We start from the raw sequence: 16,746 nt of genomic DNA on the forward strand, positions 1-16,746 counted from the left end.
AGGAGGAAATAACGTGAAAATTATTGTTTGTATAAAACAAGTTCCGGATACAACTGAAGTAAAATTAGATCCAAAAACAGGGACATTAATTCGTGATGGAGTACCTAGTATTATTAATCCAGATGACAAAAGTGGTTTAGAAGCAGCACTAAGGATTAAAGATGAAATAGGAGCTCATGTAACAGTTATAACAATGGGGCCACCACAAGCAGAGGTAGCTATTAGGGAAGCATTTGCTATGGGTGCAGATCGAGGTATTTTATTAACAGATCGTGCTTTTTCAGGAGCGGACACTTGGGCTACATCTAGCACCTTAGCCGCAGCTATTCGAGAGCTAGAATACGATTTAGTTATTGCGGGAAGACAGGCTATAGATGGAGATACTGCACAAGTAGGACCGCAAATAGCAGAGCATTTAAATTTACCTCAGGTAAGCTATGTGGAAGATTTAAAATTAGATGGAGATAAAATAATATTAAAAAGGGTTTTTGAAGACGGATACCATATGGTAAGAGTAAAAACACCTTGTTTAATTACAACGATAAAAGAGATGAATGAAGCAAGATATATGAGTATTGGCGGAATTTATGATGCTTATAACAATAAAGAAGTTGAAGTATGGAATTTAAGTAATATCAATGTGAATATAGGAGATATTGGGCTGAAGGGTTCGCCTACAAAGGTAAAAAAATCCTTTACTAAGGGAGCAAAGACAGCAGGCAAGATTTTTGTAGTGGATGCAAAGGAAGCAGCAGAAATTATAGTAGATAAATTAAAGGAAAAATATATTATATAGTTAGGAGGAAGAATATGAGCTCTTTAGGCTATAAAGGAATTTGGGTATTTGCAGAACAAAGAGATGGAGAAATACGAAATGTATCATTGGAGTTATTAGGAAAGGGTAGAGAACTTGCAGACGAATTAAAAACTGAATTGACAGCAATATTAGTAGGTGAAGGAATAGGAGATGCATCTAAGGAATTATTATATTATGGTGCGGACAAAGTAATTGTAGCAGATCACCCTATGTTAAATCTATATGTAACAGAGCCTTATACGAAGGTAATGTGTGAGGCAATTAAGTTATATAACCCAGAGATTATATTAATTGGTGCTACAGCCATAGGTAGAGATTTAGCGCCAAGGATATCAGCTAGAATACACACTGGTTTAACCGCAGATTGCACAAGCTTAGAAATTGAAGAGGAAACAAAAAATCTCCTAATGACAAGACCAGCATTTGGAGGCAATATTATGGCCACTATCATTTGTCCAGAGCATAGACCGCAAATGTCAACAGTAAGACCTGGAGTTATGGTTAAAAGAACTAGGGATGAAGGAAGAAACGGAGAAATTATAGAACTTAAACCAGCCCTAAATGAAGATGATATGAATGTTGAGATAATAGAGGTAGTTAAAGAATCAAAGAAAAAAGTAAAGATTGAGGAAGCTAATGTACTAGTATCTGGTGGAAGAGGATTAGGCAAAAAAGAAAGCTTTGAACCATTAGAAAAATTAGCCAAAGAATTAGGTGGTTTAGTATCTGGTTCTAGAGCAGTTGTTGATGCAGGGTGGATAGAAAGAGAATATCAGGTAGGGCAAACTGGAAAAACTGTAAGACCAGACCTTTATATAGCTTGTGGTATTTCGGGCGCAATCCAGCACGTAACAGGTATGGAAGAATCTGAATTAATAATAGCTATTAATAAAAATGCGGATGCTCCTATATTTGAGTTGGCAGATGTTGGAATTGTAGGAGATGTTAATAAAGTGATTCCGGCATTAATAGATGCTTTAAAAAATTCTAAATAATAAATGTAAAGACAGAGGGACGTTTCTATTGTGTGAAAAAGAGAGGGAACTTTAATCGTCTTGATAGAATAAAAGATAAAGGGGCTGTCTCAAAATAGATAACTTGTCTAGGACTGAGACAGTCTCATGGTTGAAACAAGATTTATCATGAGAAGTCAGCAGAGGTCATAGTACTAGAGCAGTCATAAATGCTTTGGGAAGGACTGAACAATAGGAGGTCTTAGAAACTTGAAGAATTCGAGAGATATACAAAGATTGCAGAAAACTTCATATGAAGACTGGTCATGGCAGGTAGGAATGGAATTCCAAGAAACCATGGGAGTGCATAGTATTCCTACGGCATTCGAAAGTGGAAGAGACGATGGAAAATTATACGCCGATAGGCTCCTTGAGAAAATATTGGACAGAGATAATCTAAAACTTGCTTTTAAGAGAGTTAAAGCCAATAAGGGAAGTCATGGAGTAGATGGAATGAAGGTGGATGAACTTCCACAATTTCTAAAACAAAATGTCCGAACACTCAAGGAAAGTATATCGGAGGAGACATATCGTCCCAAGCCGGTTAGGCGGGTAGAAATACCAAAGCCTGATGGGGGAATAAGACTACTTGGTATTCCAACGGTAGTTGATAGAATGATTCAACAGGCAATTGCACAAATCTTAAGCCCGATACTTGAAAAAACCTTTTCAGAGAATAGCTATGGATTCAGACCTAAAAAAAAGCAAAACAAGCAATCAACAAAGCAAAAGAATATATGGGGCATTGATATAAATGGGTTGTAGACATAGACCTTGCAAAATATTTCGATACCGTAAATCATGATAAGCTCATGGCATTAGTCGCCAGAGAAATCAAAGATAAAAGGGTATTAAAGCTCATCAGACTATTTCTACAAAGTGGAGTGATGATAAACGGAGTATACATAGATACGGAAGGAGGATGTCCTCAAGGGGGACCCTTAAGTCCGTTGCTTAGTAATATCATGCTCACAGAATTTGACAGAGAGCTTGAAAAGCGGGGGTATAAATTCTGCCGCTACGCGGATGATTGTAATATCTTCGTCAAAAGTGCAGTGGATAGACCATGGAGAAGGAAATTTCTAGGGTTTACCTTCTATCAATTTTACGGAAAGATAGGGATAAAAGTACATCAAAAATCCATAAACAAGTTCAAGAACAAAATAAAAGAAATCACCTCAAGAAGCAGTGGGAAAAGCATGAAATATAGAATGGAAAAGCTAAAACAGTGCGTAATTGGGTGGATTAACTACTTTAGAATAGCAGACATAAGCAAGCTAACAAGAAAACTTGATGAATGGACGAGACGAAGGATTAGAATGTGCTTTTGGAAGCAATGGAAAAAGATTAAAACCAAGCATGATAACCTAGTAAGACTTGGAACCAGTGAACCAAAAGCATGGGAATACGCCAATACAAGGAAATGCTACTGGAGAATCTTCAATAGCCCTATTCTTAAAGCAACTCTTACAAACACTTATCTCGAAAGCATAGGATATACAAGTATTCATAAAAGATATAAACAAGTACATTAGTTCCTGTTGAACCGCCGTATACCGAACGGTACGTACGGTGGTGTGAGAGGTCGGTAGATAAAATAATTATCTACCTCCTACTCGATTGAATCTATTTAATAAAGGAGGACGAAACAACATCTTTCAAAACACTACTTGGAATTTCAAACTCTATTATGCCAGATGAATAAGGGGCTATATCATATTGTCCAAAATATATAAATAATTTTCCATCTTTAATAAAGAAAGATTGATCATCACTAATACCACTAAACAGTTCTACTTCATCTGGGAAAAACTTATCTGGATTTTCTTTTATTTGTTTTTGTATCTCTTCATTAATTACCTTTTTATAGTTACTTCCTTCTTTAAAGAAGTCTCCTAAGGCAATTTCTTTACCAGTTGTTAAGTCGAAGTTGTATAGAACTTTGACGCTCATACCATGAGCACCACCGGTGTATTGATAATTTAAAGTTGTTACGCTTATTAGATTATTATTTGCTGTATGAACTTCGTAATTTATTAGTAATTCATATTTACGAAGCTCTATATTGGATTTTTTGGCATCTTTAAAATCATTTTCAGCCATTTGTGACATTTCTTCTTTTATTTTTAATGCGTCTTCTTCAATAATTGTGTTTATTTCATCTAAAATCTCTTTATTATTATCATTAGAGAATACAGGAAGTTTAATACTACTTTCTAATGCTTCATTATCATCAGATATTGATTTGGTTTCTACTTCTAATTTTCGCACTATATTTTGCTGTGTATTATTATTGGTTGATAGTGTTATTCCATTTGCACAACCTGCAGTTATTGAAGTAATCAACATAAGCATTACAGGGATAAAAAACTTTCTTTTCATAAATATCTCTCCTATCAAATTATATTTAACATTTTAAAGCATAATAAGACTTAATACCTAAAGTTTTATGGTATGTATTAGTTTTGTTATCTGTATTTTAATATTATACTTTTTGCTTTAATGCAAGAGCGACTAAACGCATTAGGATACAGAGATCAATATGGCAGACGATTGCTCGAAGATGGAAAGTTTGGTAAAAATACTGAAGCAGCAGTAAATATTTTCAAAGATGAGAATGGACTATGGAACTATGGAGAATATATGGTAGCATATTAGGAGAAATAAGTTATAGTTTCTGCGAAGATTTCTCAGATGGAATGGGTGAAATTCAGCTCGATACCTACGGACTATGGAGATATATAGATTCCACAGGAAAGGTAGTTGTTGGTCCCAAATTTGAGTTTGCATATCAATTTAACAATGGAATTGCAGAGGTATGGCAAAATGGTAAACTTGGGTATATAAATAAATCAGGTAAGTTTATTTGGAAACCAACATACTAGAATAAATTTTGAAGTCTAGGTGTAATGGGTGACAAGTTTCTTCTGTGAAAAAGCATTAGGGTTTTAACTATGAATATGTAATATTATAGTAATTCACAATGAAGAAATGATTCTTTTAACACAATGTGCTAAAAGAATCATTCCTTGTTTTGTAATTTACTCCTCCACTAATGCCACAGCCCGAATAGGGGATCCAGAGCCATCACGGATTTTAAGAGGTAACCCAAAATATAAAAATCTTTTATTTACCAGCTTATCAAGATTACATAGGTTTTCTGTATTTGTAATGTCGTACTCTCCACATACTAAATGTCCAGAAAAGTCTAGATCATCTGGATGATCTATGGCTGGAGCATCCACTCCGATATTTACAACACCCTTTTCTGCAAGCCACTTTGCAGCGTTATAACTAAGTCCTGTATATGTGGTTTGCCACTTATCTGTACCAAAATTCCTATCATAATGACCTGTGTATAGAAGGATAATATCCCCACGCTCCAGTCTTTGTCCAGATTTAGAGAGGGCAGTTTCTAAATCATTAGGTTCGATTTTCCTTATAGGTGGTATGTGGGATAAGTCTATACATATGGCACTTCCCCAAAAATACTCTAGAGGCATTTTGTCTATAGTAGCACCAGAGGGTTTATACTCCCACACAGCATCACAGTGGGTTCCGCCATGCTCGCTAATAAGCAGGTTTCGTGCGGAGAAACCTAATTTTTTACTTCCTGTGGCCTCCATGTTTTCTTTATGGGTCATATTAGTCATTATAAAAGTTGGTTGATGCATTGGAAAAACTGACATTCCTTGAAAAATCTCCTGAGACAAATCAATTAAACGTAAAGCCATTTTTATTGCTCCTTTCTTATTATAGGTTGTTTGTAATTTCATCATATACCTAAAAATCTTAACATATTATTTATATGAAGTATTTGTTTACTAAAATTACTTCTAAGCCTAGAAAGGAATAATTAAGATTGAGTGAGTTGTATATACAATACCACTTAATTTAATATAATCCTTCTTTTATTTTATCTCATAGTATCTTAGTAATTTTAAAAAAATTCATAGATTAATATTGAAAATTAAAGGGTTATAGTAGAGGCAATAAAGCCTATGCTTAAGTATTTAAAAATATAATCGTAGATTTTATACAAAAACCACTTAATTTAACATATTGATTTAATGGATTATTTGTAAAAAGACTCCAAAGGATAAAAAAAAATTTTATTGAAATTGTTGGTAATATTTTAAAAAATTTAAAATTTATTAAATATTGAAAAATAAATAAATATATACAAGGAGGTTTTGAAATGTCAACAGAAAAACAATATGTATTGGCTGTACCAAACTTTAGTGATGGAAGAAGAAAGGATGTAATTGAGAGTATAGTTAATGAGCTAAAAGATATAGAAGGGGTAAAGCTTGTGAGCTATGAGCCAGAACATGACTTTAACAGAACTGTTGTAACTGTAATAGGGGAGCCTGAGCCTTTAAAGGAAGCACTACTTAAGATGGCAGGGAAAAGCTATGAGCTAATAAATATGGAAGAACAAAGTGGAACCCATCCAAGAATTGGAGCCCAAGATACTATTCCAATATTCCCATTTAAAAACATAACAATAGAAGAGTGTATAGATCTTGCAGAGGAAATAGGCAAAGAAGTATATGAGAAGTATAATGTTCCTGTTTATTTTTCAGGATTTAATGCACGTTGTGAGGAGAGAAAAGCTCTGTCATTTATTAGAAAAGGTCAATATGAAGGATTAAAGGAAGTCGCTCATTTAGATGAAAGAAAACCAGACATTGGTCCAGCTGGACTACATCCAACAGCAGGAGCAACTATAGTAAGTGCAGATAATGAAGGATTAACTGCTTACAATATTTTTTTAGCAACGGAGGATCTTGAAATTGCCAAGAAAATAGCTAAGGGAGTAAGGGGACCTAGTGGTGGATTTTCCACAGTAAGAGCAGTAGGAATTAAATTCCCGGAAAGATCTGGAGTTGTAGTTTCGATGAATATGTTTGATTGTGCTTCTACACCTCTTTATAGAGCATTTAATTTTGTAAAAGGTGAGGCAGCCCGATATGGAGTAGCAGTAACGGGCTCAGAAATAGTAGGACCTGTAAAACTAGATTATCTTCTTAACTCTTTAGAATATTATTTGGGACTAGAAAACTTTAGAAAAGATCAAATACTAGAAAGTCATTTAATAAAGTAAAAAGTCGTCTAATACTATCAACTATTAAATAAAAGGGGGATTTAAAATATGAAATATGATGTAATTGTCAAAAATGCGAGAATTCCACAGGGAGATAACACAATACTTACGAATATACTCATTAAAGATGAAAAGATTGCAGGTTTTATTCAAGATTTAGAAGGAATTGAGTATGTTAAAGAGATTGATGCAGAGGGATATTTAACTATTCCAGGATGCTTTGATTCCCATACCCACTTTATGGACCCAGGATTTACCCATAGAGAAAACTTCTTAACAGGAACTTCCTCAGCAGCTGCTGGTGGTATTACTACCATTATGGATATGCCATGTTGTTCTAAGCCTTCAGTTAGAAGTATTCCAGAGTTAGAGTCTAAGTTAAATGCAATAAAAGACAAGGCAGTAATTGACTTTGCATTTTGGGGTGGAGTAACTGGAGAAGACGTAAGAAATGATAATTTAGAGCATGTTCAGGCTCAAGCAGATTATGGAGTATGTGCTTTTAAAGTATATATGACACCATCTGTACCGACCTATGAAAGAGTAACAGATCCAGAAATGCTGGAAGCCTTTAGAGCAGTTGCAAAGACAGGACTTCCAGTAGGAATACATGCAGAAAACTATGCAATGTGCGACTATTACGTTAAAAAGTTCCAAAAAGAAGGAAGAATGGATGGACCTGCTTGGGCAGAGGCTAGATTGGAATTAGCTGAAAAGGCTGCAATTCAACTAGGTATAAGCTTTGCGGAGGAAACAGGAGCAAGGCTTCATATTGTTCATATGAGTACAGGAATTGGGGCGAAACTGGTAGGAGAGGCAAAGAAGAGAGGTCTAGATGTTACTTCTGAAACTTGCCCTCATTATTTAACACTAAATTATCAAGATGCAATGACAGAGCACAAGCAATACGCAAAAATTGCTCCACCACTTAGAACTAAAAAAGACAATAAGGAGTTATGGGAAGGCTTGCAAAATGGAAGTGTGGATTTTATAGGTACAGACCATGCTCCCTACGAAATAGAAACAGAAAAAGAAGCTGAAGGTGTTAATATTTGGACTGCTTTTCCTGGTATTCCAGGGGTAGAAACTATGGTCCCTATACTTGTTAGCGAAGGATATAACAAAGGTAGATTAACCCTTAGTAGATTAGTAGAAGTACTAAGTACCAATGCTGCAAAGCAATACGGACTTTATCCTAAGAAGGGGGCTATGCATATAGGTTCAGATGCAGACCTTACAATTATAGATCTTGATAGAGAGTGGACTATAGACCAGAAGAAAACATATTCAATGGCAAAATATAACCCACTTCACGGATTACAACTAAAGGGTAAGCCAGTAAAAACTATTGTACGTGGTACTCTTGTTTATGATGATAAAGAGGGTATTGTAGGTAAAGAAGGTTTTGGTCAATTTGTAAAGAGACAAAGCATTCAAAAATTAGATAAATTAATTAAATATTAAGGAGGAGAAATTATGCCAAGACACGCTATTTTAGTAATAGATATGTTAAATGATTTCGTAGGAGAAAAGGCATCCTTAAGATGTCCAGGTGGAGAGACTATAACTCCAGATCTTCAAAGACTTTTTAAATGGGTACGTGGAAGGGAAAATGATGATGTTCATCTTGTTCATATTCAAGAGGCACATCGTAAAAATGATGCAGATTTCAGAGTAAGACCAGTTCACGCCGTAGATGGAACTTGGGGTTCAGATTTTATTCCAGAGCTTTATCCAGAAGGGGATGAATATATAGTTAAAAAAAGAAGACATAGTGGTTTTGCTCATACAGACTTAGATCTATATTTAAGAGAAGAAAATATAGATACTGTTGTAGTAACAGGGGTATGGACTAATGTTTGTGTAAGAAGTACAGCTACAGATGCTCTTGCTAATGCCTATAAAGTAATTACATTGAGCGATGGATGCGCTTCCAAAACTGAAGAAATGCATGAATACGGATTAAATGACTTAAGTATTTTTACTAAAGTAATGACAATAGACGAATATATTGAAGCTTGGGATAATGATAAAGATCCATGGATAGGCGGAGGAGATAAAGAAAACAAGGTTAAGTAGTGTATAGGTGCAAGTCTGTCTACCCTTTTGGGGTAGACAGATGCAAACATACACTATACAGATAGGAGAAAGTGGTGAGGCTAGTTGAAAATTATTGTGGGTCTTTCTGGAGGTAGTTGCACCATATATGGCATAGGAGTATTGAAGGTACTTAAAGAGCTAGGAATAGAAACCCATTTGGTAGTTTCTACAATGGGAGAATATGTAGCAAAGCATGAATGTGGTATTTTACTAAATGAATTAAAGGATATGGCCACATATTTTCATGATAATAAAGACCTTGCAGCACCTATTGCATCTGGCTCATTTAAGACTGATGGGATGATAATAGTTCCTTGCTCTATGCGTACTTTAGGGGCAGTGGCCAACGGTATATCCGACAACTTGCTAACTAGAGCAGCGGATGTTGTTATTAAAGAAAGAAGAAAGCTTATTGTTGTTCCAAGAGAAACACCTTTAAGTGTAATTCATTTAGAAAACATGTTAAAGCTTGCAAAGATAGGCGTTACAATAATGCCTGCATCTCCTGGGTTTTATCATAGGCCAGAAACTATTGGAGATATTGTAAGCATAATGGTAGGTAGAACATTAGATCAATTAGATATAGAACATAACCTCTTTAAACGATGGGGAGCTTAGACAGGAGGGAGGGAAAAAAGAAAATGGAAAGACAAATGTTACGGGCCTCCATACAGGAACTGGGGGACAGGGGACAATTACTCCACTGTAATAAAGAAGTTGACCCAAGGTTTGAACTAGGGGCAGTTTTAAAACATTTTAACAATGAGCAGCCTATTCTATTTAATAAGGTAAAGGGTGGCAAAATTCCAGTTATAGGAGCTATGTTCGGAAATAGGAATCTATATTACCAAATGATAAGAGCCACTGGAGAAGATCGTATTTTTAAAATGATGAATGCCATAGCCAACCCTAAGCCTACAAAGCTTCTGACAAAAGGGCCAGTAATGGAAAATATTATTACTAGAAATATTGATTTGCCAAAGATGTTTCCGATTCCAACCTTTCATGGAGGAGATTCTTCTAGCTATATTACAGCAGGAATTGTTGTGTTAAAGGACCCGGAAACAGGACAGAGGCATACATCTGTTAGAAGGCTTCAAGTTAATGGTGAAAATGAAGTGAATATTTTAGTAGCATCTTCTTTAGCTAAAAGCCAGTATGCATTTATGGAAAATCAAAATAAGCCTTTGGAGGTTGCTATTATATTAGGTTACGACTATTATCTGCTTTTGGCATCCCAAATTAGTGCCGCTACCTATGGCGTAGATAAATATGAGGTAGATTCTGCTCTAAGGGGAGAAGCATTAGAACTAGTAAAATGTAGAAGCGTAGATTTGGAAGTACCAGCCTATGCAGAAATTGTTTTAGAGGGTATTATGCCTCCTAATAAGAGGGTAGAAGAAGGACCATTTGGAGAACTAATGGGATATTACGGAGAGAGGGCACTCCATCCTGTAGTTCAGGTAAAAACAGTAATGCATAGAAACAATCCAATTTTTCAAACTTCTTTTCCATGTAGGGAAGAGCATTTAGCAAATGGGTTGATAAGGGAGATAGAGTTATACGGCATATTAAAGAATTTAGTCGATATAAAGGATGTAAATGTAACTGTATCAGGGGGATGTCGCTTTCATGCCTTCATATCTATTAATAAAAAATTTGAAGGAGACGGAAAGAGTGCAATAATAGGGGCATTAGCAAGCAGTAAGGATGTTAAACACGTTGTAGTAGTAGATGAAGACGTTGATATTTATAATCACGATGATATTGAATGGGCAATTGCGACTAGGGTACAGGGGTCTAGAGATATGGTTATAGTTCCAGGTGCATTAGGGTCTGGGCTTGAACCATCCCATGTTGCAAGGGGAGTAACAGATAAGGTAGGAATAGATGCTACTAAGCCTTTAGGGGAGGCTGGCAAAGGTTTTAAAAGGGCAATAATCCCTGGATATGAAAAGATAGATATTGAAAAATATTTTCCAGGATTAGGCTAATATTGAGTTTGGACCGAGTATTAGCACTGTTAGCTATAGGATGAAAATTTAGGCAAAGGTGGTAGTTAATTATGAAGCAAGCCTTAGGAATGATTGAGACGAGGAGTTTGGTGGCCGCCATTCAGGCAGCAGATACAATGGTAAAGTCGGCAGATGTTAAAATAGTGGATTTGAATTATGTAGGATCTGGAATAATTTCCGTAATAGTTTCTGGAGAAGTAGCTGCGGTTCAGGCTGCTGTAGCTAATGGTAGGGAAACAGCAGAGGAATTGGCCGAGATCATATCCACAAATGTAATACCAAGACCCCATGAGGAAGTTGGCAAAATACTAGATTAGAACAATAGGGGTGGTGAAAAAATGGCAAATCTATTAACTAGAAAGGTTATGGATAATATAGCAAGGCAATATAGAAAGGAGAATGTTACTAATAGCTCTAGTTCTATGGAGCAGGAGAGCAATGGGAATATAGATTCTAGGGAAGAAGCCTTGCTCCTAGGTTTAATAAATAGCAGTTCAACTAATCCAAATAGCAATAATATTAGATATCAAAAACCACAAGAAATAAAAAAAATAAAGCTAGAGAATTTAATAGAATATAGTAAGCAACCAGCAGAAGAAAATCAAAAATGTTCTTTTGCTATTAGCCTAGAAGAGTTAGCAAATAAACAAAGTAAGTAATATGAAAATAAGGAGGTGGACCTGTGAGGGCAGCCTTAGGGTTAATAGAGGCAGTAGGCTTAACAGCTGCTATTACAGCCTTAGACGCAGCTAGTAAGGCGGCGGATATAAAGCTAGTTGGCTATGAAAAAGTTATTGGTGCCGGTAAGGCGGTTAGCGTAACTATACAAATAGCTGGAGAAGTAGCAGCAGTACAGGCAAGTGTAGATGCAGGTGTGGCAGCAGCAAACCGTATAGGTAGAGTTTTATCTTATCATGTTATACCACGCCCACATGAAGAGGTAGATTTATTAATTAAAGGCTTTGAAAAGAATTTAAAGTCCAATTTTAGTAAGAAAAATCTAGACAAAAATAATTCTAATAAAGATAATTCTAAAAAATCTTCTGAGAAAGCAGAAGAAACAAAATCAAAAAATAAAGAAGAAAAGACTAAAAAAGAGGAGGAATAATCTATGGGTCAGGCATTAGGAATGATAGAAACTAAAGGTTTAGTAGGTGCGGTTGAAGCGGCAGATGCTATGGTAAAGGCGGCAAATGTTACTTTAGTAGGCTACGAGAAAATAGGATTTGGATTAGTAACAGTTATGGTAAGAGGAGATGTTGGTGCAGTAAAAGCTGCAACGGATGCAGGTGCTGAGGCAGCTAGAGCAGTTGGAGAGCTACATTCAGTACACGTAATACCAAGACCACATTCAGAGGTTGAAAGGGTTTTATTAAAGGGAGAATAGTATGAAAAACTCCTTAAGGGAGGAGGCAAAGCATGAACTCCTATAATCAGACTAGAAAAATTATGGAAGAACTAGGCATGAAGGTAAACACTGGTTCTTCTACTCAAAATAGAAAAGTCTTTGTTGTAGTGTTAGAAGGAACAGATTCTGAGTTTAATGATCTAAAAAGGTTGGGGGCAGTAGAGGTAGAAAATACGGATATTTTATCAAAATTTCCTAGCCTTCTAACTGATATAAAGAGAGAAAGCGACTTAGGCAAAAACATAAAGCTAGAGAGTAATTCTATATATACTAATTCGGTATGCAAGAGTCAATATATTAGCAGTAGTCCTGTAATTACAGAAAGAGACGTAGATAAATTGCCAGAGGAAACCAAGGAAATAGTATTGAAGGAAAGAGGAATAATCACTCCTTTAGCCAGAGATTTAGCAAAAAAGCGAGGGATTGAAGTAGTTAAGGGTTAAGGCCTAGGTCTGAGGCCCAAAGGAGATGGTAATATGCACATAGGCAGAGTAGTTGGAACGGTAGTAGCCACAAGAAAAGATGAAAGGTTAATAGGATGCAAATTAATGATTACACAGCCTCTTAATGTGGAGGAAAAACCTATAGGAGAAGCTTTAATTACAGTAGACACTGTAGGTGCTGGTATTGGAGAGCTTGTAATCTATACTGTAGGTACAGCGGCTAGATATGCGGCGGATAAATTACAGTCCCCTATTGATGCATCTATTGTAGGGATTATTGATAATATTGATATTTATAAGGAGCTTATATCCTCCGACTATGAAAATATGAAATAAAAATTAAAATGTAAGACTGGCTATTTAACAGTTTAAAGCTATTTTTGAATGATACATGAAAGGAGGAATTATTATTGAATGCATTAACAATAAAGCAAGCTATGGAATATAGACAGTTGGTTGATGTATTAATGTCGGATCAGCATTTTGCTGATATTGTTTTAACTGGTGGCCATGTAATTAATGTTTTAACCCGAGAAATATATAGTGCAGATATTGCAATTAAGGGAAAATATATTTTACTAGTGGGAGACAGTAATAGTCTAATAGGCTCTAAAACAATAGTAGTAGATGTGGCTGATAGATTTTTAGCTCCAGGTTTTATTGACTCCCATATGCATTTTGAAAGCAGTATGTTAACTATTACAGAGTTTTCAAGGCTTTCTATACCTTCAGGCACTACTACATTAGTAGCGGATCCTCACGAAATAGGAAATGCTTTAGGTCCCATTGGTATGAAGGCAATGGCTATTGAAGCTTCTACCGTGCCTAATCATGTACATTTAGTCGTTCCAGCTCTTACCCCAGATTGTCCAGGACTAGAAACTGCTGGCTATGATGTTAATTCAAAGGACATGGAAGAAATTTTAAACTATCCGAATGTAATAGGTATTGGAGAACTCCAAGGATTTAGTAATGCTAAGCATGTATACAATCATACTCCAGAAATTATTACAGATTTAATAGCTTCTACTATATATGCTAAAAGCATGGGCAAGGTAATTGATGGAAATGCTCCAGAACTATTTGGTTCAGAACTGGCAGCTCATATAATAGCTACTGGTGGAAAGTGCTCCTGTCATGAAACCACTACTAAAGAAGAGTGTGTAGAAAAGCTTCGCCAAGGAGTTTATGTGTTTATGAGAGAAGGCTCCACACAGAGAAATATGGCAGAATGTATTAGGGCAGTTACAGAAGAAGGATTTGATTCTAGAAGATGTATATTAGCTACAGATGATATGGTAGCTGAGGATTTAGAAAAACTAGGACATATGAACGAAATAGTAAAGCGTACAATAGCTGAAGGTGTAGATCCTGTTGAAGCAATACAAATGGTTACTATTAATCCTGCAACATATTTTGGACTAGAGGATGTAGGTGTACTATCTCCAGGAAAGTTAGCAGATATAGCTATCATTAGTGACCTAAGAGAAATGAAGGTCGAAGCTGTTTTCTTAGAAGGAAAACTAGTGGCATCTAAGGGTAAGTTATTAATAGATATGCCTAAATATACATATCCGGAGGAAGTAAAATGCTCTGTAAAGCGATTACCTATAGATGAAGAAGACTTAAAAATATATGCAGATGGAAGAGAAGTAGAGGTTAGATGTATTGAACTAATTCCTGACCAGAATCTATCAGGAAGTTTAGAGGCTAAGGTAAGAGTTCAAAGTGGTATGGCACTACCAGACATAGATAATGATGTACTTCAAATTGTTTGTGTAGAACGCTATGGTAGAAATGAAAATATAGGCAAGGCCTTTGTTAAGGGTTTTGGATTAAAGCATGGAGCCTTTGCAGAAAGCGTTGCCCACGACACCCACAATATTATAGCTGTAGGAACAAACTTAAAGGATATGACAGAGGCAATTAATCATGTGATTAAGATGAACGGCGGTATTGCTGTATCAAAAGGCGGAAAAATAATAGAAGAGTTAAGACTGCCAGTTGGTGGACTTATAACAGATGAGTTAACTGGTCCTGAGGTTAGTAGAAGAATTTCTAATCTTGAAATGGTAGTTAAAGAACAATTAGGCTGTAAGGTCCATGCACCTTTTATGCACCTATCTTTTTTAGCTCTATCTACTAGTCCAAAATGGAAAATTACTGATATGGGTTTAATAGATGTTAATAACTTTAAAGTTCTACCTCCATTAATAAAATAGATGAATTAAGGTAGAAAAATAAAGGCAAAGGAGGTAATATAGTTGGCTTGACAGGTAGAAAAGTGGAAGGTCTTCCACAGATATAAGGGGCTATATGCCTAAAAAGGGGGCTTAAAAATGAGTGTGAAAATGAGTGAGGACACTGGTTTTTTAGAAAGGACCTTTAAGTTAAATGAACACAAAACCAATGTAAAAACAGAAATTATTGCAGGTATTACAACATTTATGACGATGGCATATATTTTAATTGTAAATCCATTGATTTTATCTGATGCAGGAATGGATTTTGGAGCGGTGTTTACTGCAACAGCATTAGCTTCTGTAGTAGCTACATTAATAATGGCTTTCTATGCCAATCTTCCATTCGCTCTAGCGCCTGGTATGGGGTTAAATGCGTACTTTGCCTATACTGTGGTATTAGGAATGGGATATTCCTGGGAATTTGCTCTAACAGCTGTATTGCTTGAAGGCTTAATATTTATACTTCTTTCATTTTTTAATGTAAGAGAAGCCATAATCGATAGTATACCTATTAATTTAAAACATGCAGTTTCTGTAGGTATTGGATTATTTATTGCTTTTATCGGCCTTGCAAATGCAGGAATCGTTGATTCTGCTAAGTTTATAACTCTAGAAGGTAAGTTGGATGGACTAATCGTAGGTCTTGGTGACTTAACACAGGCAGCTCCACTATTGGCTATTATCGGTATTGTTATTACTGGATTATTGTTGGCAAAAGGAGTTAAAGGTGCATTACTTCTTGGTATTTTAATTACTACGGTAATTGGAATTCCTATGGGAGTAACATCATTACCAGAACAAATGAAATTTATAAGCTTACCACCTTCATTATCACCGATTTTCTTTAAGTTTGATTTTTCGCAAATATTCTCTCTAAATATGTTAATAGTTCTATTTTCATTTTTATTTGTAGATATATTCGATACTATTGGAACATTAGTAGGGGTATCTTCTAAGGCAGATATGTTAGATAAAGACGGCAAAGTTCCAAATGCAAAGCAAGCTTTATTTGCAGACGCTGTAGGTACAACAGTAGGTGCCTGTTTAGGAACAAGTACAGTAACGACCTATGTTGAAAGTGCTGCAGGAGTTGCAGAAGGTGGAAGAACAGGATTAACTGCTCTATCAGCAGCAGGAATGTTTGCTCTATCACTATTACTTTCACCATTATTTATTATGATTCCAAGTGCAGCTACAGCTCCGGCCTTAGTAATAGTAGGATTATTTATGATGTCTCCTATTAAAAAGATAGATTTAGATGATTTTACAGAAGCAATTCCAGCATTCTTAACTATTGTAATGATGCCTTTAGCATACAGCATAGCAGAAGGTATAGTATTTGGTATGGTTTCCTATGTGGTGCTTAAGGTTTTAACTGGTAAAGGAAACAAAGTTTCTCCTGTTATGTATGTGTTAGCTCTATTATTTGTACTTAAGTTTATAATCTAATAAAACTAGTTATTCGCCCTCTAAATGGGGGCGGATAACTACAATAAACTAAGAAAAGTGTATAACATTATTTTCTTTTATGCAATTTTCTTAGTTTATTAATATGCATATATAGATTTTATTGAAATTCAACATTTACTATATACATTTA

General features: G+C 35.6%; 21 protein-coding genes. 19 read left to right on the top strand and 2 right to left on the bottom strand.

Features of this window, described 5'->3' with window-relative positions; translation table 11 throughout:
- The first annotated feature begins 13 nt into the window (after positions 1-13).
- The 4 genes from KQI88_RS07030 to KQI88_RS18310 all read left to right on the top strand — a co-directional run bounded on the left by KQI88_RS07030 (position 14) and on the right by KQI88_RS18310 (position 3,365).
- Complete coding sequence (locus KQI88_RS07030; protein WP_216415674.1) at positions 14-796, top strand: electron transfer flavoprotein subunit beta/FixA family protein; 783 nt, start codon at positions 14-16, stop codon at positions 794-796.
- 14 nt (positions 797-810) lie between these two features.
- Positions 811-1,812 carry an electron transfer flavoprotein subunit alpha/FixB family protein gene (locus KQI88_RS07035; RefSeq protein ID WP_216415675.1) on the top strand — a complete coding sequence of 334 codons (1,002 nt, stop codon included), beginning with the start codon at positions 811-813 and terminating at the stop codon, positions 1,810-1,812.
- 228 nt (positions 1,813-2,040) lie between these two features.
- On the top strand, positions 2,041-2,595 hold the full coding sequence (locus KQI88_RS18305; RefSeq protein WP_281417553.1) for a reverse transcriptase domain-containing protein: 555 nt from the start codon (positions 2,041-2,043) through the stop codon (positions 2,593-2,595).
- 2 nt (positions 2,596-2,597) lie between these two features.
- Positions 2,598-3,365: a group II intron maturase-specific domain-containing protein gene (locus tag KQI88_RS18310; protein ID WP_330656129.1), complete on the top strand. Its 768-nt coding sequence runs from the start codon at positions 2,598-2,600 to the stop codon at positions 3,363-3,365.
- Between the two features lie 91 nt (positions 3,366-3,456).
- Here KQI88_RS18310 and KQI88_RS07045 read toward each other — a convergent pair whose 3' ends face one another.
- On the bottom strand, positions 3,457-4,212 hold the full coding sequence (locus tag KQI88_RS07045) for a DUF3298 and DUF4163 domain-containing protein (protein WP_216415677.1): 756 nt from the start codon (positions 4,210-4,212) through the stop codon (positions 3,457-3,459).
- 120 nt (positions 4,213-4,332) lie between these two features.
- Here KQI88_RS07045 and KQI88_RS18655 point away from each other — a divergent pair, with 120 nt between their 5' ends.
- The gene (locus KQI88_RS18655; RefSeq protein WP_216415679.1) at positions 4,333-4,488 is read left to right on the top strand and encodes a peptidoglycan-binding domain-containing protein; all 156 of its coding nucleotides are present in this window, start codon (positions 4,333-4,335) and stop codon (positions 4,486-4,488) included.
- The gene (locus KQI88_RS07055; protein WP_216415681.1) at positions 4,455-4,715 is read left to right on the top strand and encodes a WG repeat-containing protein; all 261 of its coding nucleotides are present in this window, start codon (positions 4,455-4,457) and stop codon (positions 4,713-4,715) included. Before KQI88_RS18655 ends, KQI88_RS07055 begins: the two co-directional genes overlap by 34 nt.
- Positions 4,716-4,871: 156 nt before the next feature.
- Here KQI88_RS07055 and KQI88_RS07060 read toward each other — a convergent pair whose 3' ends face one another.
- A complete protein-coding gene (locus tag KQI88_RS07060; protein WP_216415683.1) occupies positions 4,872-5,564 on the bottom strand; it encodes a cyclase family protein in 693 nt (230 codons plus the stop codon).
- Positions 5,565-6,028: 464 nt separating this feature from the next.
- On the opposite strand from KQI88_RS07060, the gene ftcD reads away from it, so the two are divergent.
- The 13 genes from ftcD (at position 6,029) to KQI88_RS07125 (ending at position 16,595) form a co-directional block, all read left to right on the top strand.
- Positions 6,029-6,937, top strand: a complete 909-nt coding sequence (gene ftcD, locus KQI88_RS07065) for a glutamate formimidoyltransferase (RefSeq protein ID WP_216415685.1) — start codon at positions 6,029-6,031, stop codon at positions 6,935-6,937.
- Positions 6,938-6,985: 48 nt separating this feature from the next.
- Positions 6,986-8,401: a dihydroorotase gene (locus KQI88_RS07070; protein ID WP_216415687.1), complete on the top strand. Its 1,416-nt coding sequence runs from the start codon at positions 6,986-6,988 to the stop codon at positions 8,399-8,401.
- A gap of 12 nt (positions 8,402-8,413) precedes the next feature.
- Positions 8,414-9,016: a cysteine hydrolase family protein gene (locus tag KQI88_RS07075; RefSeq protein WP_216415689.1), complete on the top strand. Its 603-nt coding sequence runs from the start codon at positions 8,414-8,416 to the stop codon at positions 9,014-9,016.
- Positions 9,017-9,100: 84 nt separating this feature from the next.
- Positions 9,101-9,655: a UbiX family flavin prenyltransferase gene (locus KQI88_RS07080; protein WP_216415691.1), complete on the top strand. Its 555-nt coding sequence runs from the start codon at positions 9,101-9,103 to the stop codon at positions 9,653-9,655.
- A 23-nt stretch (positions 9,656-9,678) separates the two neighbouring features.
- Complete coding sequence (locus tag KQI88_RS07085; protein ID WP_216415693.1) at positions 9,679-11,031, top strand: UbiD family decarboxylase; 1,353 nt, start codon at positions 9,679-9,681, stop codon at positions 11,029-11,031.
- 71 nt (positions 11,032-11,102) lie between these two features.
- Positions 11,103-11,369 carry a BMC domain-containing protein gene (locus tag KQI88_RS07090; RefSeq protein WP_246579170.1) on the top strand — a complete coding sequence of 89 codons (267 nt, stop codon included), beginning with the start codon at positions 11,103-11,105 and terminating at the stop codon, positions 11,367-11,369.
- Between the two features lie 21 nt (positions 11,370-11,390).
- The gene (locus tag KQI88_RS07095; protein ID WP_216415695.1) at positions 11,391-11,711 is read left to right on the top strand and encodes a hypothetical protein; all 321 of its coding nucleotides are present in this window, start codon (positions 11,391-11,393) and stop codon (positions 11,709-11,711) included.
- 23 nt (positions 11,712-11,734) lie between these two features.
- Complete coding sequence (locus KQI88_RS18660) at positions 11,735-12,160, top strand: BMC domain-containing protein (protein ID WP_216415697.1); 426 nt, start codon at positions 11,735-11,737, stop codon at positions 12,158-12,160.
- Positions 12,161-12,163: 3 nt separating this feature from the next.
- The gene (locus tag KQI88_RS07105) at positions 12,164-12,439 is read left to right on the top strand and encodes a BMC domain-containing protein (protein ID WP_212381741.1); all 276 of its coding nucleotides are present in this window, start codon (positions 12,164-12,166) and stop codon (positions 12,437-12,439) included.
- Positions 12,440-12,471: 32 nt separating this feature from the next.
- A complete protein-coding gene (locus tag KQI88_RS07110) occupies positions 12,472-12,903 on the top strand; it encodes a hypothetical protein (protein WP_216415698.1) in 432 nt (143 codons plus the stop codon).
- A gap of 33 nt (positions 12,904-12,936) precedes the next feature.
- A complete protein-coding gene (locus tag KQI88_RS07115; protein WP_216415700.1) occupies positions 12,937-13,239 on the top strand; it encodes a EutN/CcmL family microcompartment protein in 303 nt (100 codons plus the stop codon).
- Between the two features lie 74 nt (positions 13,240-13,313).
- The gene (gene ade / locus KQI88_RS07120; RefSeq protein WP_246579171.1) at positions 13,314-15,125 is read left to right on the top strand and encodes an adenine deaminase; all 1,812 of its coding nucleotides are present in this window, start codon (positions 13,314-13,316) and stop codon (positions 15,123-15,125) included.
- A gap of 117 nt (positions 15,126-15,242) precedes the next feature.
- A complete protein-coding gene (locus KQI88_RS07125; RefSeq protein WP_216415702.1) occupies positions 15,243-16,595 on the top strand; it encodes an NCS2 family permease in 1,353 nt (450 codons plus the stop codon).
- The last annotated feature ends 151 nt before the right edge of the window (positions 16,596-16,746 follow it).

Origin of the sequence: Alkaliphilus flagellatus (genome assembly GCF_018919215.1) — a bacterium.
GTDB classification, from domain to species: domain Bacteria; phylum Bacillota; class Clostridia; order Peptostreptococcales; family Natronincolaceae; genus Alkaliphilus_B; species Alkaliphilus_B flagellatus.